This window comes from Curtobacterium sp. MCBA15_009, from assembly GCF_001864895.1.
Lineage (GTDB): Bacteria > Actinomycetota > Actinomycetes > Actinomycetales > Microbacteriaceae > Curtobacterium.
This window is the reverse complement of the sequence record NZ_MJGO01000014.1, coordinates 1-18468: the sequence shown is the minus strand read 5'-3', so window position 1 is coordinate 18468 and position 18468 is coordinate 1. Positions and strand designations below refer to the sequence as shown.

Genomic DNA, 18468 nt, shown 5'->3' with positions numbered 1-18468 from the left:
CAGTCGACCCTGTCGCACTACCAGTCGGCGTCGAAGGACCTGTCGAAGGTCGCGGAGAAGTACCCGGCGGGCTCCGACGTCCCCGACGGGGTGGACGTGCCGTCGCCGGCGCAGTTGCGGGCAGCGTCCGACAACGCCTCCGTCGCGCAGGGCTCCGTGTCGAGCGCGCAGGGCGACATCGCTGCGGCGCAGTCCCGGATCGACGCGGCGAAGCGGCTCGTCGCCGACGCGAAGGGCGACTGGGAGGACGGGGAACGGCGCACCGCGACGAAGATCGGCGAAGCCGCCGACGCCGGGCTCGGCAAGCAGTCCACGTGGGACAAGATCTTCGGCTCCGAGGCGTGGGAGACCATCGTGTCGGTGGCGAAGGTCGTCGTCGCGGTCGGCGGGATCATCGCGATGATCATCCCCGGACCGTGGACGTTGATCATCGCCGCGATCGCCCTCGTCGTGCTCGCGGACACGTTGTACAAGATGAGCAAGGGCACCGCCGACGGGTGGGACCTCGCCTTCGCACTGCTCGACTGCGTCCCCGCCGGCGGCGCCGTCGGCACGCTCCTGAAGAGCACCCGGATCGCGACGCAGATCTCACGAGTCGGATCGATCAGCATGAAGGGTGTCGCGGTCGTCGGGCGGTCGACTGGTCCGTTCAGCATGGCGTCTCGGACCGCTCGGGCGTACCTGACGAGAGTGCAACGCCCTCTCGCGAGTGCCGGGAAGGTCGTCTCGGCACCAGTGCGGCGGATCACCGACGTCGTGAACCCCACTGGTCACTCGATCTCGCGTCTCGCGTCGAACAAGGCCAAGGCCGAGTTCGGCGAGGCGCAGACGAAGGCTCTGTTCGAGTCGCACGGCTACGTTGATGTCACTGTCCCGAAGAGCGTGTTCAAGAACGGCGTGGACCACGTCTTCCACCACCCGGAGACCGGGCAGTACGTCGTGGTGGAGTCGAAGTTCTCCTCAAACGCAGGGAAGTCGGGTGTAGATCTACTCGGCATGACGAAACGGCACGGTCGTCAGATGTCTGACGGCTGGCTCAACGGCATCCTTCAAGGAGAGGCTGGCTCGCGACTCAGGGTGGGTACGCAATTCGCTCACCGTAATGCCGTAGCAAATGCGCTCGAGGACGGCACTCTCGAGCGCGCAGTTGTCAAGATCAGTCCGGACGGCTCCTGTTTGCCGCAACTGCTCGACGCAGCGGCTCGTCTACGGTGAAGAACATGATTCCGCGCGACGACCGAGTGAGTACCGCCTACTGGACCAACGCGATCGAAGTCCTGACGCGCAGTGTCGAGGAGTTCCGTCCGTTCAGCCACCGGTTCCGGGCCGAGGACGTGCGAGCTGGGATCATCCGGACCACAGCGAACTTCGACAACGCTCTCTTCCTGCTCGGCGCGCGGTACTCAGCGGGCCATCCGGCGTCCGAGCTTGCCGATGATGTCGCATCAGTTGTGACTATTTGGGAGACCTGGAACCAGTACGCTGCCCAGTCAGCCGATGGCTTCCCCCTTGACCCGCTGACCTTCGACGACAAGCCGCCGTATTACTACGCACTATGGCTGTCGTCGGTGGCGCGGTGTGTCGGCGTCGATCCGGACGTGAGAGTCCGGATGATCGAGATCGTCACCGCCGGTGGCGGCGCTGATCCGGTGCTCGGGACGCTGTTGGGGATCGAGCCTGTGCGGGATTCGGTCTGGCACAAGCGGCCGTTCCAGAACCTGTTGACGGCTGCGGTGGGGGAGCCTGCTCGTGCGGAGGCGGCGTTGCTGAGGTACGTTCAGGCGTGGGAGAAGAACATCTCGTTCATCTGGTGGGCGCCCGCACTGAAGGCGGTGCAGGGGGATCAGTTCGAGACCTACTTCGGGTACTGGGCGTGGGAGGCTGCTGGGCTCGTCGTGGCCCGCGGCCTGGACGACACGGCATTGCGGGCGTCGCCGTACTACCCGGCCGACCTCGTCGACGGCATGCAGGATAGATGAGCCGACCGCCAGCACGCGTGACGACCTCGGGCCTGGCTAGGCCACAAGCGGCGCAAGGTCTTGTCGTCCGGACGCCGGAATCCGTCATGGTCGACATCAACCCGGGCAATCCTGTCTCAACACCTGCTCGACGCGCCGGCCGGCTGCGCTGATCGCGATGATGCCACGTGATGACCGAGTGACTGCTGCTTACTGGGGCGACGCCTTGCGGATCCTCACGCAGGATGTCGAGGAATTTCGTCCGCTCAGTCACACTTTCCGGTCCGATGACGTCCGGGCTGGCATCATCGGAACCACTGGGTTTCTCCGAGCAGCCCGTTGAGGAACATGAAGCTGAGCGGGCGGCAGCTGAGCGACCGATGGATCGACTCGTTGGCCGGGCGAGGGACCGAGACTCGACTCGAGCAAGCCGTGAACGCGAAGCACTGTGAAGCAATTCAACGGCTACTCGAAGACGGCAAGCTCCCGCGGAGCGTGGTAGGCGTGGGTCATGACGGAGGGGCAACTCAATTCCCGGTTGACTTCGCGGGCCAGGTGCACTGAGCCGTGGCGTTCCTGCGACGGAGGACAGCGCTGCGCCCTCGGGCGCGGGAGGTCGACGAGCGGTACTGGCGAAGCGCCCTCGACGTGACCTCGACGAACTGGGAGGGGCGGAAGAGTGCGTACGCCCGTGCTGTCGAGCCGGAGCGGCGGACGAAGGGTGCCCGGGATTCGTGGCACACCGGCTTGAAGTACCTGGCGGTGCAGTACTCCGCCGGGGTCGAATTGGCCGAGATCGGTGCCGCAGTCGGCTCCGTTGCCGAGTCCTACTCGAGCTGGGTCGAGCTCGCCATTGATCTTCCGGACAGGTCCCCGAGTCTCTCGGACGGAAACGACTACTACGTGAGTGTGCTGCGTCTGCTTGGGCTCGCGGTGGGGAGCTCCAGGTCGGACAGTGCTGCAACCATCCTCGATGCCGTGTCGCGCCAGGGCAACGACGCATTGTTCGACGGACTCTCTGCCAGGCTCGGCGGACGGCACCGAACAGGTGACGTCGAAGTGTCGACCCCCCGCCTCGCACGCCCGCTCATGGCAGCCCTCGACCAACCGTCGTCGGCCCCGCAGCAGCTCCGGAAGTACCTGCAGGACTGGCCATCCCGGATGAAGCCGTTGTCCTGGATGGGGTCCTTGGACCATGTCCGACCGGGCGTCGAGTACGGCGAGGGGTTTGTCGGCTATTGGGCGTTCGAAGTGCCTGCGATCGTACGGTCGGCAGGTGTTGACCTCGATGGCGTCGAGTCGCCCTTCTTGCCGATCGATCTCCTGTGAGCTCCTGACATCTTCGCAAGCATGCTCGGTGGGAGCCGTTGGGAAGGTGTGCGCTGTCAGCGTTCGCTCCGTTGCCCAGTCAGTGGTGGGGGCAAGGCAGACCCAATGAGCGATCGCAGACGAAAGGGTGAAGGACATAGTCGACCGCCGGCATGAGTGACGGCCTCGGGGCTGAGTAGGCCACAAGCGGCGCCGGCCAACGCGGCTCACGACTTCAGATCGGCACTGCTGGGAGCACTCCTACGCTGCCGTAGATGCTCTGCTTGCGGTAACTCTCGAGTGAGTAGTGGTGAAGATCAGTCCCGATGGCACATGTCTCCCGCAGCTACTCGACGCGGCGGCACGACTACGCTGAACAGCATGATCTCGCGCGATCGACGAGTAAGTGCTGCGTACTGGGATGATGCGTTACGGATTTTGACGCGCAATGTTGAGCAGTTCCGTCCTTTCAGTCACAAATTCCGCTCAGACGACGTCCGGGCCGGAATCCTGCGGACGACTGCGAACTTCGAGGGCACATTCTTTCTGTTGGGCGCGCGGTACTCGGCGGGTGTGTCCGTGGAAGAGTTGGCGGAGGACGTCGAGTCGGGGGTGACGGTGTGGGAGACCTGGAACCGGTACGCGGCGGTGCCGGATGCGGGGTTCCCCCTCGACCCGATGGAGTTCGGCAACAAGTCGACGTACTACTACGCGTTGTGGTTGGCGTCGGTGGCGCGGTGTGTGGGGGGCGAGTCGGTTCTGATGGATCGGCTGGTCGGGGTGGTTGCTGCTGCTGGTGGTGCGGATCCCGTGTTGGGGGTGCTGCTGGGGGTGGAGCCAGTGCGGGAGTCGGTGTGGCACAAGCGGCCGTTCCAGAACCTGTTGACGGCTGCGGTGGGGAAGCCGGATCGTGCGGAGGCGGCGTTGCTGCGGTACGTGCAGGCGTGGGAGAAGAACATCTCCTTCATCTGGTGGGCGCCCGCACTGAAGGCCGTGCAGGGCGACCGCTTTGCGACGTACTTCGGGTACTGGGCGTGGGAGGCTGCGGGGCTCGTCGTCGCGCGCGGGTTGGACGACACGGCGCTGCGAGCATCGCCTTACTACCCAGCCGACCTCGTCGACAGCAAGCAGGACAGATGAATCGACCACCAGCACGAACGCGGACCTCGGGGGAGGAGCGACAGCATTCTCGGATCCCGCAAGACTTCTGGGCCGAGTTCCGATCTCCCCACGGTCGCCGCACCTGAGCGTGCCCGGGTCGGGGAAGGTTCTTCCGGGATGACCCCCTTTCTTCGACGCAAAACTGTGCTTCGGCAGCGAGCCGCCGAGTTCGATTCGCGATATTGGCAGAGCGCCATCGAGGTGACCTCGACGAATTGGGAAGGTCGCAAGGCCGCCGCGCAGCGGGCAACCGATCCGACGAAACTGCTGCGTGCCGTGCGTGGTGAGTGGCACATGGGCCTTCGTTACCTCGCCGCGCAGTATTCCGCAGGCGTTGGCCGCGACGCCATCGGAGACGTGGCGGAATCGGTGGCGGGCGCGTACTGCAGGTGGGTCGATCTGGCGTTTTCCGACCGCGGGCCGTCGCCGAGCCTCAGCGGCGGGAGCGAGTACTACATCAGTGTGTTGCGGCTTCTCGGCATCACGATGGGCTGCGGCCGGGAGCACAGTGCGAGGGCCCTCCTCGAGATGGTCGTTCGGCAGGGGGCGGACCCGCTGTTCGCGGTGCTCGCGTCTGCATCTGGGATCCACAGCCGCGGAGAGGACATGCCGTCCACGCCGCAGTTCGCGCGACCCCTGCTCACGGCGCTCGAGCAGCCAGGCGACGCCACCCGAGCAATCGAGGCGTACCTCTCGGACTGGCCCTCACGCATGAGGCCGATGGACTGGATGGGGTCGCTGGAAGCAGTCCTCCCAGGCGAAGGTTACGGTGCAGGCTTCTTCGGGTACTGGGCACTGGAACTCTCGGCGATCGCACGAGCGACCGATGTGCGGCTCGATCGCCTGAGATCGCCGTTCCTGCCGGTCGATCTCCTGTGAGGGTGTGACCCGCTCCAGGTCGGGTTGCGACGATCGGATGCGTTCCGCGTCGCGGGACGACGGTTCGCCGGTCTCGTCGCTTTCGTCGGCCGGTGTCCGGTGGGGACGACCGCGCACGCAGGTGGTCGGTCGTCCGAGTCCCGGCTGACACGGCACTCTGATCCATGGTCGTGACGATCAGCCCGGTTGGTTCCGTTGCGCTGCGACGATCCGGGGCGGCGGTCCGTCTACGGTGAAGGACGTGATCCCGCGCGACAACCGAGTGAGTGCCGCCTACTGGACCAACGCGATCAAGGTCTTGACGCGCAGTGTCGAGGAGTTCCGACCATCCAGCCATCGGTTCCAGCCGGACGACCTACGGGTCGGGATCGTCCGGACCCAGACGAACTTCGAGAGCACGTTCTTCCTGCTGGGCGCACGATATTCGGCGGGATACCCGATTGAATCGCTTGAGGATGATCTCGGGTCGGCGGTGACCGTCTGGGAGACCTGGAACCTTTATTCGGCCGTCTCTGACGCGACCCTCCCACTGGATCCGATGACGTTTGAGAACAAGTCGACGTACTACTACGCGTTGTGGTTGGCGTCGGTGGCGCGGTGTGTGGGTGTTGATCCGGCGTTGCTGGGTCGGCTGGTCAGGGTGGTTGCTGCTGCTGGTGGTGCGGATCCGGTATTGGGGGTGTTGTTGGGGGTGGAGCCAGTCCGGGATTCGGTGTGGCACAAGCGGCCCTTCCAGAACCTCTTGACGGCTGCGGAGGGGGAGCCTGCTCTTGCGGAGGCGGCGTTGCTGAGGTACGTGCAGGCGTGGGAGAAGAACATCTCCTTCATCTGGTGGGCGCCGGCACTACAGGCAGTGCAGGGTGACCGGTTCGCGAAGTACTTCGGGTACTGGGCGTGGGAGGCTGCCGGGCTCGTCGTGGCGCGGGGGTTGGACGACACAGCCTTGCGGTCGGCGCCGTACTACCCAGTCGACCTCAGCGTTGTCCCCTAAATGTCGGCATCGTGACTGCGCCCCGAGACTTCGTCCAAGCCGGGAGATGTTGATGTTCAGATTCGGCCGAGCCGAGAAGTCGAGCACCGTCGAGGAGCCCGTGATCGAGCACGGATACCTTTACATGCAGAAGTGGAACCACTCCACTCGAACACCGGATCCGAGAGGGTTTCTGAGCGAGCAACAGTGTCGCGGGCGTTGGGACGAGCATCAGGCCGATCAGATCGACTGGTTCACTGTGGTCCCTGCCGAACCGAGCGTGGGCAGCTTCGTCAGGCGGGACGACGGCGGCTTTGCGATCGATCCCGCATCTGCCGTGCCGTCTTGGACCTTGGAGGTCACGCCTCGGGGCGGTTTTGCCGTCGACGGGCCAGCGTTCCAAGTGTTCGTTTGGGACGAAGACAATCGCAACGTGACCATTGGTACGTATTCGAATCGGTGGGGCGGGCGGTTGTTCCTCAGCGAAGTGATCTACAAGATCTTCCCCGACCCCGATGACTTCAGGCCGAAGGAACGCGCTCTGGCCAACAAGCCCCTGTTCTCCGATCAATTGCACCTGTCTCCGAACGGCGATGGGCAGCTCACGCGGGTCGATCACTTCAGGCAGACAAGAGACTTGGAGCAGTTCCACGGAGTCGACGTTGGTCCGAACTGGGTGAACACGCCAGATTTTGGTGATTGGGAAACGTTGTCCAAGAAGGTCCTCGAGGGCAATCCCCTCGTCTGATCCATCAGCTGACCCGGCGGAACGACCCATGACGTTCCTGTGGCGAAGGGCAACCTGATGGCCAGACCAGATGGATAGCTGGATAGCATCATCCGATGAGCACAGCGATGGACAGTTCTGCGTTCTGGGATGCAATCATCGCGGATGATCCGCAGGCGATCATGAGGATCGCGGCGGAAGGCTTCGAAGTGTTTTCAGCCTCACGCGCCAATGCCGACGCCCTCACGCCCCTCCACTTCGCGGCTCGGAGCGGCGCGGTGCATGCGATGCGAGCACTCCTGGACCTCGGGGTGCAGGTGGACTCGCCGGACCGTTGAAGGACGACGCCGCTGCAGCTCGCGGTGGCGAGCTCAGGCGACGGCGGACTCGATCCGGTCGCCGTCTTGCTCGACGCCGGCGCGGATCCCCGCCACGTCAACGACCTCGGGGCGACCCCACTGAGCTACGCCCGAATCCTCGGAAACGCACCCGCCGGGCTCATCACCGTGCTGCAGCAGGGTCGGGTGTTCGAGGATGACGAGTCGGGCGTATCGGCTGTGTTCGAGGCCGCTACGCATGGATCCCTCATCGACATCCAAGCAGCAATTCGTGTCGATGCGGCTCTGCTCAACTCTGCCGTGGTTGGAGAGACTCCGCTCCGACTGCTCGTTCGACGTTCTCTTCCCGTGCGACCGAATCGTTCGAACCCACATCCGGTCTCCGTGGACGACGCGGTGGCTGGCGCCAGTGCAATGCTGAGTGCCGGAGCGAAGGCCAGGTTGGTCGGAGCCGACGGCTTCACCGCTCAAGGGCTGGCACGAGCGTTCCTGGCGCCGAAGCCGTTGATCAAGGTGCTCGATCGTGCGGCGAAGCTCGAGCGGAGGCAGACAGCGTGAAGGAGCCCGAGGCGACGAAGGGCGCTGTCGCGGCGGATGCTCCTGGTCGCTCCACGAACGAAGGTGGCCTTGGATGATCGACGTCGAACTGCTCCGCACAGCGCTCGGTCCGTCCTCGATGGACGTTCTGAAGCAGGTCCGGAACGCCTTCGAGAAGGCGGCCCGGGTGAGGTCGTTCGTCATGGTTCCGGGCGGGGCTGCGCTGATCCGGGGATCGGTGTTGATCGCGGTCTACGGGGACGTTCGTCGTGCGAGTACGGCAGCGCGCGCTGCGCGTCCCTGACAAGGGTGTGTCCCACACTCAATGGACGAGGCAGCGTGGCGCATACGCGGCGGTGGCTTTCAAAGCCGCTCGCGACTCCGACTCACCGTCGGTTGCGGCACAACTGCCGGATGGATGGTCAGGGAGCCGTTGATGCAAGGGAAGGCGCTTCGGCACCACATCGGCCGGTCCGCCGAGGAACGCGAGATGGACGACTTCATGCCGGTTTCGGGGCACCTCACGGCGTTCGCATCGGACATGGTGATCCTGGCGACCATGTGGCTGTTCGGCGGCTCTGACGCGTGGCCGATCGGGCGGATCGCAACGGAGTGGGACCGCAACGCCGAAGCCGTGCGCGCGCTCCCCGGGTACTCCGACGCATGAGCCGTCGCCCCGAGGGCGACCCGCCCACAGTCAGGAGATCGACGCGTCGTCCTCGTCCGCCCGCAGCGGTTCGCTGACGGTCCGGGGCAGGGGCGCGCCGGGAGTGGCCGGCCACGGCAGTCGGGTGACGGGCCAGTCGGACGCGGAGAGCTCGCGCCGCAGAGCGTCGAACTCCTGCACGGTCTTGAGCTCGTCGTAGACCACGGCGTAGGCCGCGCGGAGGTTGTCGAAGTAGTCGTCCCACGAGTCGAACACCGTGAAGGCGACGTTCGACACGAGGTCGATCGACGCCCAGGCGTCCTCGGCGCTGAGCAGCCCCGCGACGTAGGCGCCGCGGACGGCGGCGATGGCGTTCTTCACGTCCATCGACCACAGCAGCTTCGGTGGTCGCCCGGAACCCGCCTCGAGCAGGTTCGACGCCGCCCACGGGTCCGTGCCGAGCAGGGACGACACCCGCGTCAGACGTGCCTCGCCCTCGCGCGAACGGCTCAGGGCGAGGAACTGCCACGAGGCGCTCTTCGGTCCGAGCAGGTCGACGGCGAACACCTGGGCGTCACGGCCGCTGGCGATCTTGTAGGTCTCGTCGAGTTCGCGGCGCAGGAAGGTCACGGCGGGCAGGGGGATGGTGACGAAGGGTGACGGGGTGGTGTCCTGCAGGTACTCGCCGCCGAGCTCGACCCGCGCTCCGTACGGGGCGAGCGACGTCGGCCACCAGCCGTCGTGGAAGTCCCCGAAGGACGCCAGGGCGAGCTGCTGTTGGCGACGGACCGGCAGCTCGGCGGCCCCGGTGCGCTGGCGGTAGCGCCGCTGCTCGCGGACGGGCAGGCCGATGTCCCGCAGCGAAGCGACGAAGGTCAGCACGAACCAGACCACGACGGCGATGAGCAGACAGCGCCAGGCGGCCTGGGCGCCGTAGCCGAAGTGTTCCCGGACGTCGTACGGGCCGGCGGTGGCGGCGACGAGGGCGACGAAGAACGCCACGATCGCGATCGCCATGATGACCCAGGCGGCCGACCGGTCCCGCCGACGCCCGGTCTGCTTGCGCGCTGTGGCGACCATCGCGCGGTGTCGCCATCGGGCGCGGACCGGGAACTCGCGGTCGCCGGGATGGTTCTGCAGTGCTTCCCCCATGACGGAGGAGCCTACCGACCTGGTCGGTCCTCCTCGACGGCGCCGACGAGTTCCGGCGCCGTGAGCAGTCGTGGCTCGTCCTCGATCGACGCCGGGTCGGCGATGACCTTCGACTCGTCGAGCAGTGACAGGCGTCGGGCGCTCGGCAGCACCTGCCGTTCGAGCGAGCCGACGAAGCGGTTGTAGTCGACGACGGTGGTCCGGATCGACCGGCCCAGCTTGTCGACGTGCCCGGCCATGGTCGACAGCCGTCCGTAGAGCTCGCGGGACACCTTGAAGAGCTCGTGTGCCTCTTGCGAGACGACGTCCTGCTGCCACGAGAAGGCCACGGTCTTGAGCACCGACCAGAGCGTCACCGGGGACGCGAGCGCGATCCGCTTCCGGAACGCGTGGTCGAGCAGGCCCGGGTCGGCGGCGAGGGCGCTGGAGATGAGCGACTCGGACGGGATGAACGCGATCGTCAGTTCGGGGGAGGCGTCGTACCCGGTCCAGTACTCGCGGGCGGCGAGTGCGTCGATGTGCGCACGGAGTGCCTTGACGTGCTGTGCGACGAGCTGGTCACGGCGAGCGGCCTCTGCCCCCGTGGCGGTCGCGGGGATCTCGGCGGCCTGCAGGTAGGCGCTGAACGGGACCTTCGCGTCGACGGCGATGGTCTTGCCGCCGGGCAGGTGCACGACCATGTCCGGGCGGGCGGTGCCGACGGCGGTCGTCACGGAGGACTGCACGTCGAAGTCGACGCGTTCGAGCAACCCGGCCGCCTCGACGACGTTGCGGAGCTGCGTCTCGCCCCAGACGCCGCGGGTGCTGTTCGACGACAGGGCGCCGGCGAGGACGTCGGCGGTGGCGCGGAGTCGTTCCTCGGACTCCGCGGCGGAGCGCAGCTGTGCGGAGAGTGCGCCGTACTGCTCGCTCCGGGACTGCTCGAGCTCGGCGATCTTCGCGCGCATCGCGTCGAGGGTCTGCGCCACCGGGCTGAGCGCGGAGAGCACCTTCGACTCGTTCTGGTTGCGGGCCGTGTCGGCACCGTGCATCCGCTGCACCAGGTGTTCGAGTTCGGCGGAGCGCCGCTCGAGGGAGTCGACCTGCCGCCGGTACTGGGCGTCCTGCGCGTCGAGGCGCTCCTCGGCGTCGCGGCGGACGGCGTCGAGCTGGTCGCGCAGGCCCTCGGCCGTGGCGCGGGACGCGGCCGCGTCGACGCCCGCGCGCGAGCGGGCGAGCGACCAGGCGACGACCGCACCGACGGCGACGCCGATCAGGAGTCCGATGACCAGGGCGAGGATCTGCATGACGCGACCCTGGCAGGATCCACCGACACCGCGCCTCCCGGCTCACCGGAGCTGTCGCGGAACCAGCGCGACGGCTGTCGCGTTCCATGTCATGACATTAGGGCAAACGAGGTGTACAGTCGTGGTCGTCCGCCGATGAAGCCGCACGGAAGGTCCACCGCGTCGCATGACGAACGAAGCACCCCACGCCTACGACGTGATCACGATGGGACGCGTCAGCGTCGACGTCTACCCGCAGCAGACCGGCCCGCTCGAGGACGTCTCGACCTTCTCGAAGTCCGTCGGCGGCAGCGCCACGAACGTCGCGATCGCAGCAGCCCGGCACGGAGCCGACGCCGCGGTCATCACCCGCACGGGCAACGATCCGTTCGGCCGGTACGTCGCCCGGACCCTGCCGGAGTTCGGCGTCGCGAACGCCTTCGTCGAGACGGTCGAGGGGCTGAACACCCCGGTCGCGTTCTGCGAGATCTTCCCGCCGGACGACTTCCCGCTGTACTTCTACCGGGCCCCGAAGGCGCCGGACCTGATGATCACCGCGAAGTCCCTGCCGCTGCACGAGATCGAGCGGGCGAGGATCTTCTGGACCACGGTGACGGGCCTGAGCGAGGAGCCGAGCCGCCAGGCGCACCACGTGGCGAACGAAGCGCGAAGCGCCGCCGCGTCCCCGACCGCCCGGCACACCGTGCTCGACCTCGACTACCGGTCGATGTTCTGGTCGAGCCCCGAGGCCGCGACGCGCGAGGTCGCCGTTGCGCTCGAACACGCCACGGTGGCCGTCGGCAACCGCGAGGAGTGCGAGGTCGCCGTCGGTGAGACCGACCCCGTCCGCGCCGCCGACGCCCTGCTCGACCGCGGCGTCGAGATCGCGATCGTCAAGCAGGGTCCGAGGGGCGTGCTGGCGAAGACCCGCGACGAGTTCGTCGAGTTCCGGCCGCACCACATCGACGTCGTGAACGGGCTCGGCTCGGGCGACGGCTTCGGCGGCGCGCTCGTCCACGGACTGCTGCAGGGCTGGGGCCTCGAACGGACCCTCGCGTTCTGCAACGCGGCCGGCGCGATCGTCGCCACCCGGTTCGAGTGCTCGACCGCGATGCCGACGACTGACGAGGTCGAGCAGTTCCTGCAGGACAACCCCACGGAGGAGGCCGTCGATGCCTGAGATCAGCACCGCCGACTTCGCGCGGCTGCGGGACGTCCGCGCCGGGCAGCCCGAGCTCGTGCGGGCCGTGCTCGACGCCCGGCGCAAGCGCTCCCTGCTCGCCGACGACGGCAAGCTCTTCATCGTGGCCGCCGACCACCCGGCGCGCGGTGCCCTGGCCGTCCGGGACGACGAGTCCGCCATGGCCGACCGGTACGACCTGCTCGAGCGGCTCGTCACGGCGCTCGGTCGCCCCGGGGTGGACGGGGTGCTCGGCACGCCGGACGTCCTCGAGGACCTCGCGCTCCTGGGCGCCCTCGACGACAAGGTCGTGGTCGGCTCGATGAACCGCGGGGGCCTGCGGGGCGCGACGTTCGAGATGGACGACCGCTACACGGCGTACTCGGCGCAGGCCATCAAGGACTCGGGGCTGGACTTCGCCAAGCTCCTGGTGCGCATCGCCCTGGACGACCCGCACACCGCCCCGACCCTCGAGGCCACGGCGCGGGCGGTCAGCGAGGCGGCCGCGCTCCGGCTGCCGATCATGCTCGAGCCGTTCATGTCGGCGTGGCAGGACGGCCGGGTGGTCAACGACCTGACCGCCGACGCCGTGATCACCTCGATGGCGATCGCCGCCGGGCTGGGGGAGTCGAGCGCGTACAGCTGGCTCAAGATCCCGGTCGTGGACGACATGGAGCGGGTGATGGCCGCGACGACGCTGCCGACCCTGCTGCTCGGCGGGGACCCGTCGTCCCGCCCGCTCGAGACCTACGGCAGGTGGGCCGACGCGCTGGCACTCCCCGGGGTGCGTGGCCTGGTCGTCGGACGCACGCTGCTGTACCCGCCGGACGGCGACGTCGCCGCGGCCGTCGACGTGGCCGCGGGGCTCGTCCACACCCAGGAGGCCCGTGCCGGGTCCTCCACAGGAACCCACGACCCAGCCGCTCGGCTCCACGGCACCACCACCATGGACTCGTCCGTCCCGGAAGGAAGCAACGCATGACCACCACCGAGACCGCCACCACGACCATCGGGCACTGGATCGACGGGGCACGCGTCGCGTCGACGTCCGGCAACACAGCCCCCGTGTACGACCCGGCGCTGGGCGTCGTGACGAAGCAGGTCGCCCTCGCGAACGAGGAGGAGATCCGGGCGGCGATCGCAAGCGCGAAGGCGGCGTTCCCGGCGTGGAGCAACCTGTCGCTGTCGAAGCGGCAGCAGATCCTCTTCGCGTTCCGCGAGGTCCTCAACCGCGACAAGGCGGAGCTCGCCGAGATCATCACGAGCGAGCACGGCAAGGTCATCGACGACGCCCTCGGCGAGATCGCCCGCGGGCAAGAGGTCGTCGAGCTCGCGACGAACATCCCGAGCCTCATGAAGGGCGAGTTCTCGGACCAGGTCTCGACCGGCATCGACGTCTACTCGATCCGCCAGCCGCTCGGCGTCGTCGGCATCATCAGCCCGTTCAACTTCCCCGCCATGGTGCCGCTGTGGTTCCTGCCGATCGCGATCGCCGCCGGCAACACCGTCGTGTTGAAGCCGAGCGAGAAGGACCCGAGCGCCGCGATCTGGCTCGCGTCGAAGTTCCGGGAGGCAGGGCTCCCGGACGGCGTGTTCAACGTCCTCAACGGCGACAAGCTGAGCGTCGACGGCCTCCTCACGAGCCCCGACGTCGAGTCCATCTCCTTCGTCGGCTCGACCCCGATCGCGCAGTACGTCTACGAGACCGGCACGAAGCACGGCAAGCGCGTGCAGGCCCTCGGCGGTGCGAAGAACCACATGCTCGTCCTGCCCGACGCCGACCTCGACCTCGTCGCGGACAACGCCATCAACGCCGGCTTCGGTTCGGCCGGTGAGCGCTGCATGGCGATCTCGGTCGTCGTCGCCGTCGAGCCGGTGGCCGACGAGCTCATCCAGAAGATCACGGAGCGCGCCGCGACCCTGCGCATCGGCGACGGTCGTCGCGGGTGCGACATGGGCCCGCTCGTGACGGAACAGCACCGTGACAAGGTCGCCTCGTACATCGAGGTCGCAGAGCAGGACGGTGCGGTGGTCGTGGTGGACGGCCGCACCGTCCGACCCGACGGCGACGAGAACGGCTTCTGGCTGGGCCCGACGCTGATCGACCGGGTCCCCACCACGAGCCGCGTCTACACCGAGGAGATCTTCGGTCCGGTGCTCTCGGTCGTCCGGGTCCAGTCCTACGAAGAGGGCCTCGAGCTCATCAACTCCGGCGCGTACGGCAACGGCACCGCCATCTTCACGAACGACGGCGGCGCGGCCCGACGGTTCCAGCGCGACGTGCAGGTCGGCATGATCGGCATCAACGTCCCGATCCCGGTGCCCGTCGCCTACTACTCGTTCGGTGGCTGGAAGAACTCGCTGTTCGGCGACCACAAGGCGTACGGGGCCGACGGCGTGAGCTTCTTCACCCGCCAGAAGGCGATCACGAGCCGGTGGCTCGACCCGTCGCACGGCGGCATCAACCTCGGCTTCCCGTCGAACGGCTGAGCGCTCGTGACCACCGACACCTGGTTCAACCCCGCCGGCTCCCGCCCCGAGGCCGGCTGGACGGACGTCATCGACGGCCGTGTCGCGGGGTGGGCGCACACCGGTCTGCGGACCGGCGCGCTGACCGACGGGGGCGAGCTGCGCCTCCCGGCCGACGCCGTGGAACGCATCGTCGTCCCCCTCGCCGGCAGCTTCACCGTGGCGTACGACGACACGACACAGGCCCTCGACGGACGCGCCAGCGTCTTCGAGGGACCGACCGACGTCCTGTACCTCGGTTCCGGGACGGCGGCGCGGATCACCGGATCCGGTCGGCTCGCGGTCGCCGAGGCGCCCACCGCGACCGTCAAGCCGACCACGTACGTGGCCCGGCAGGACGTGCCGGTGGAGCTCCGCGGCGCCGGGCAGTCCAGCCGGCAGGTGCACAACTTCGGCACCCCGGCGGCGCTCGACGCGGACAGGTTCATCGTGTGCGAGGTGATCACGCCGGCCGGCAACTGGTCGTCGTACCCACCGCACAAGCACGACACGTCCGTGCCCGGCGAGGAGTCGGACCTCGAGGAGATCTACTACTACGAGTCCGCGGTGGCCCGCGGTGTCCCCGCTCCGCCCACGGCAGACCCGTTCGCGCTGCACCGGACGTACGCGTCCGACGACCGTGCGATCGACGAGTTCCGACAGGTGCGGACCGGCGACATCGCCCTCGTGCCGTACGGCTGGCACGGACCCGCGGTCGCGGCGCCGGGCTACGACATGTACTACCTCAACGTGATGGCCGGGCCCGACCCGGAGCGCGTCTGGAACATCACCGACGACCCGGCGCACGGCTGGGTCCGCCAGGTGTGGGAATCCGAGTCGATCGACCCGCGCCTGCCCTACGAAAGGAAGCTCGCGTGACCACCGACACACGGAGGATGACCGTCGGTCAGGCACTCGTCGAGTTCCTGGCCGCCCAGTGGACCGTCGACGGTGACGTCCGCGAGCGCACGATCCCGGGGATCTTCGGCATCTTCGGGCACGGCAACGTCGCCGGGGTCGGCCAGGCCGTCAAGCAGCTCCACGTCGAGCAGCCCGGGCTGCTGCCGTACCACCAGGCCCGGAACGAGCAGGCGATGGTGCACGAGGCCGTCGGCTTCGCCCGCATGCGCCGCCGCCGTGCGACCTTCGCGGCGACGGCCTCGGTCGGCCCCGGTGCCGCGAACATGCTCACCGCCGCGGCGCTCGCGACGACGAACCGGCTGCCGGCACTCCTGCTGCCGTCGGACACCTTCGCCACGCGCACGACCGACCCGGTGCTGCAGCAGATCGAGCTGCCGCACGACACCTCGCTGCAGGTGACCGACGCGTTCCGGCCGCTGTCCCGCTACTTCGACCGCGTCGAGCGTCCGGAGCAGCTGTTCTCGATCGCGCTCGCGGCGATGCGGGTGCTCACGGACCCGGCCGAGACCGGCGCCGTGACCATCGCCCTGCCCGAGGACGTCCAGGCCGAGCAGCTCGACGTCCCCGTCGCCTTCCTGCAGCCGCGCGAGTGGCACGTCCGCCGGCCGCTGCCCGAGCACGGGCCGCTTGCGCGTGCGGTGGCGGCGATCCGGTCGGCGAAGCGTCCCGTCATCGTCGCCGGCGGTGGCGTGCTGTACTCCGGAGCGGAGCAGGAGCTCGCCGCCTTCGTCGAGGCGACCGGCATCCCGGTCGGCACCTCGCAGGCCGGCGGCGGGTCGCTCGTCTGGGACCACCCGCAGTACCTCGGCGGCATCGGTGCGACCGGCACCGCCGCGGCGAACGCGATCGCCGCGCAGGCCGACGTCGTCATCGGGATCGGCACGCGGTACAGCGACTTCACGACGGCCTCGCGCACCGCGTTCCAGGACCCGGACGTCACGTTCGTGAACGTCAACGTCGCCGCGTTCGACGCCTACAAGCACGGCACGCAGCTGCCGCTGGTCGCGGACGCCCGGGAGGCACTGGGCGCCTTGACCACGTCGCTCACGTCCGACTCGTCGTACGCGGTCGACGCCGGCTACGCGGCCGAGATCGCCCAGCGCAAGCAGGAGTGGGACGCCGTCGTCGACGCCGCGTTCGCGCCCTCGGGTCTGGCCGTGCCCGGTCAGTCCGAGATCATCGGCGCGGTGCAGGCAGCGACGGACCCGCGCGACGTCGTCATCCAGGCGGCGGGGTCGTTGCCGGGTGACCTGCACAAGCTGTGGCGGGTGCGGGACGCGCTCGGCTACCACGTCGAGTACGCGTTCTCGTGCATGGGCTACGAGATCGCCGGGGGTCTCGGCGTCCGACGCGCCGCCCCGGACCGCGACGCGATCGTCATGGTCGGGGACGGCAGCTACCTCATGCTGCACACCGAGCTCGTCACGGCCGTGGCCGAGGGCATCAAGATCGTGGTCGTCCTCGTCCAGAACAACGGGTACGCCTCCATCGGACACCTGTCCGAGACCGTCGGGTCCGAGCGGTACGGCACGAGGTACCGCTACCTCGACGAGACCGGCTCGTTCGACGGCGGTGACGTGCTCCCCGTCGACCTCGCCGCGAACGCCCGCTCTTACGGCGTCGACGTCATCGAGGTGCAGCCCGGGCCGGACGCGATCGACGACCTCACGGCCGCGGTGCGGCAGGCCAAGGCGAACGACCACACCACCCTCGTGCACGTCCACTCGGACCCGCTCGTCTACGCCCCCGACGGCGACGGCTGGTGGGACGTCCCGGTCGCCCAGACCTCCACGCTGCCGAGCACGCAGCAGGCCCGCGCCGCGTACGAGCAGCAGGTCGCGGCGCAGCGGCCCCTGCTCGGCTGAACACCTCCCACCACACCGTCCAGAGAGAAGACGACCCTCGTCATGACCGACACCGCCACCGCCACCGACGCCATCCGGATCGGTACCGCTCCCGACTCGTGGGGCGTCTGGTTCCCGGACGACCCGAAGCAGGTCCCGTGGCAGCGCTTCCTCGACGAGGCGACCGCGGCCGGGTACGAGTGGATCGAGCTCGGTCCGTACGGGTACCTGCCCACCGACCCCTCGCAGCTGCGAGACGAACTGGAGTCCCGCGGGCTCCGGCTGTCCGCCGGCACCGTGTTCACGGGCTTCCACAAGGGCGACGACCAGTTCCAGCGCGCGTGGGACCAGGCCGTGAAGGTCGCGGGGCTCGCCGCGGCGCTCGGCGCCGAGCACCTCGTGACCATCCCGGACCTCTGGCGCTCGGACGCCACGGAAGAGGTGCTCGAGTCCCGCACCCTGACGGACGAGCAGTGGGAGCGCCTGGGCGCGGGCCACGACCAGCTCGGCAAGGCACTGCTCGAGGAGTTCGGCGTCCACCAGCAGTTCCACACCCACGCGGACAGCCACGTCGGCACCCACACGGAGACCGTGCGGTTCCTGTCGGAGACGAACCCCGAGTACACGAACCTCTGCCTCGACACCGGCCACTTCGCGTACTACGGCGGCGACAACCTCCGGCTCATCGCCGAGCACCCCGAGCGCATCGGCTACCTGCACCTCAAGCAGGTCGACACCGACCTGCTCCCCGACGTGCTGAAGAACGACGTCCCGTTCGCCACCGCGGTGGCGCAGGGCATCATGACCGAGCCGCCGCACGGCACCCCGGAACTCGCGCCGGTCATCGAGGCCGTCGCGAAGATCAACCCGGACGTCTTCGGCATCGTCGAGCAGGACATGTACGGCTGCTCCGTCGACGCTCCGGGCCCGATCGCCGAGCGCACGTTCCAGCACATCTTCGGCTCGACCGCCGCCGCCCGAGCACGCTGACCCGGGGTCCGTCCACCACCAGTCGTCACCCCAGTCGTCCCCCCGCAGTCGTCACCCCAGTCGTCCCCCCGCAGTCGTCACCCC

General features: G+C 68.3%; 19 protein-coding genes. 17 read left to right on the top strand and 2 right to left on the bottom strand.

The features are described 5' to 3' along the window. From BIU97_RS17990 to BIU97_RS17985, 11 genes are all read left to right on the top strand, one after another. The coding region (locus tag BIU97_RS17990; RefSeq protein WP_217640097.1) for a hypothetical protein at positions 1–1215 on the top strand (1215 nt) is incomplete at its 5' end. Positions 1216–1220: 5 nt separating this feature from the next. Beyond that, on the top strand, positions 1221–1979 hold the full coding sequence (locus BIU97_RS05535) for a PoNe immunity protein domain-containing protein (protein ID WP_139195916.1): 759 nt from the start codon (positions 1221–1223) through the stop codon (positions 1977–1979). A gap of 627 nt (positions 1980–2606) precedes the next feature. Then, positions 2607–3287 carry a PoNe immunity protein domain-containing protein gene (locus tag BIU97_RS05530; RefSeq protein ID WP_175472148.1) on the top strand — a complete coding sequence of 227 codons (681 nt, stop codon included), beginning with the start codon at positions 2607–2609 and terminating at the stop codon, positions 3285–3287. Positions 3288–3647: 360 nt separating this feature from the next. After that, positions 3648–4406, top strand: coding sequence for a PoNe immunity protein domain-containing protein (locus BIU97_RS05525; protein ID WP_175472149.1), 759 nt, complete (start codon positions 3648–3650; stop codon positions 4404–4406). 138 nt (positions 4407–4544) lie between these two features. Further along, complete coding sequence (locus tag BIU97_RS05520) at positions 4545–5306, top strand: PoNe immunity protein domain-containing protein (protein WP_139195915.1); 762 nt, start codon at positions 4545–4547, stop codon at positions 5304–5306. Positions 5307–5547: 241 nt separating this feature from the next. Then, positions 5548–6297 carry a PoNe immunity protein domain-containing protein gene (locus BIU97_RS05515; RefSeq protein WP_139195914.1) on the top strand — a complete coding sequence of 250 codons (750 nt, stop codon included), beginning with the start codon at positions 5548–5550 and terminating at the stop codon, positions 6295–6297. A 52-nt stretch (positions 6298–6349) separates the two neighbouring features. After that, positions 6350–7024, top strand: coding sequence for a hypothetical protein (locus BIU97_RS05510; RefSeq protein ID WP_139195913.1), 675 nt, complete (start codon positions 6350–6352; stop codon positions 7022–7024). 95 nt (positions 7025–7119) lie between these two features. Then, the gene (locus BIU97_RS05505; protein ID WP_071290540.1) at positions 7120–7341 is read left to right on the top strand and encodes a hypothetical protein; all 222 of its coding nucleotides are present in this window, start codon (positions 7120–7122) and stop codon (positions 7339–7341) included. Between the two features lie 66 nt (positions 7342–7407). Continuing rightward, complete coding sequence (locus BIU97_RS17530) at positions 7408–7899, top strand: hypothetical protein (RefSeq protein WP_139195912.1); 492 nt, start codon at positions 7408–7410, stop codon at positions 7897–7899. Positions 7900–7972: 73 nt separating this feature from the next. Next, complete coding sequence (locus BIU97_RS05495; protein ID WP_071263559.1) at positions 7973–8182, top strand: hypothetical protein; 210 nt, start codon at positions 7973–7975, stop codon at positions 8180–8182. A gap of 186 nt (positions 8183–8368) precedes the next feature. After that, positions 8369–8545 carry a hypothetical protein gene (locus BIU97_RS17985; protein ID WP_175472150.1) on the top strand — a complete coding sequence of 59 codons (177 nt, stop codon included), beginning with the start codon at positions 8369–8371 and terminating at the stop codon, positions 8543–8545. 30 nt (positions 8546–8575) lie between these two features. Here the strand turns inward: BIU97_RS17985 and BIU97_RS05485 are convergent, their stop codons facing one another. Then, the gene (locus BIU97_RS05485) at positions 8576–9676 is read right to left on the bottom strand and encodes a DUF1266 domain-containing protein (protein WP_071263539.1); all 1101 of its coding nucleotides are present in this window, start codon (positions 9674–9676) and stop codon (positions 8576–8578) included. An 11-nt stretch (positions 9677–9687) separates the two neighbouring features. Then, complete coding sequence (locus BIU97_RS05480; RefSeq protein WP_071263535.1) at positions 9688–10962, bottom strand: DNA recombination protein RmuC; 1275 nt, start codon at positions 10960–10962, stop codon at positions 9688–9690. Between the two features lie 166 nt (positions 10963–11128). Between BIU97_RS05480 and iolC the strand changes: the two genes are divergently transcribed. Genes iolC through BIU97_RS05450 form a run of 6 tightly spaced genes read left to right on the top strand, consistent with a single transcriptional unit; the run spans position 11129 to position 18384 of the window. Next, a complete protein-coding gene (gene iolC / locus BIU97_RS05475; RefSeq protein WP_071263533.1) occupies positions 11129–12121 on the top strand; it encodes a 5-dehydro-2-deoxygluconokinase in 993 nt (330 codons plus the stop codon). Continuing rightward, positions 12114–13103: a class I fructose-bisphosphate aldolase gene (locus BIU97_RS05470; RefSeq protein WP_071263530.1), complete on the top strand. Its 990-nt coding sequence runs from the start codon at positions 12114–12116 to the stop codon at positions 13101–13103. Before iolC ends, BIU97_RS05470 begins: the two co-directional genes overlap by 8 nt. Beyond that, the gene (locus BIU97_RS05465; protein ID WP_071263527.1) at positions 13100–14611 is read left to right on the top strand and encodes a CoA-acylating methylmalonate-semialdehyde dehydrogenase; all 1512 of its coding nucleotides are present in this window, start codon (positions 13100–13102) and stop codon (positions 14609–14611) included. Before BIU97_RS05470 ends, BIU97_RS05465 begins: the two co-directional genes overlap by 4 nt. Before the next feature lie 6 nt (positions 14612–14617). After that, a complete protein-coding gene (gene iolB, locus BIU97_RS05460) occupies positions 14618–15508 on the top strand; it encodes a 5-deoxy-glucuronate isomerase (RefSeq protein WP_071297207.1) in 891 nt (296 codons plus the stop codon). Between the two features lie 17 nt (positions 15509–15525). Then, positions 15526–17415: a 3D-(3,5/4)-trihydroxycyclohexane-1,2-dione acylhydrolase (decyclizing) gene (gene iolD, locus BIU97_RS05455; RefSeq protein ID WP_175472415.1), complete on the top strand. Its 1890-nt coding sequence runs from the start codon at positions 15526–15528 to the stop codon at positions 17413–17415. 42 nt (positions 17416–17457) lie between these two features. After that, positions 17458–18384, top strand: a complete 927-nt coding sequence (locus BIU97_RS05450) for a sugar phosphate isomerase/epimerase family protein (RefSeq protein ID WP_071263521.1) — start codon at positions 17458–17460, stop codon at positions 18382–18384. The last annotated feature ends 84 nt before the right edge of the window (positions 18385–18468 follow it).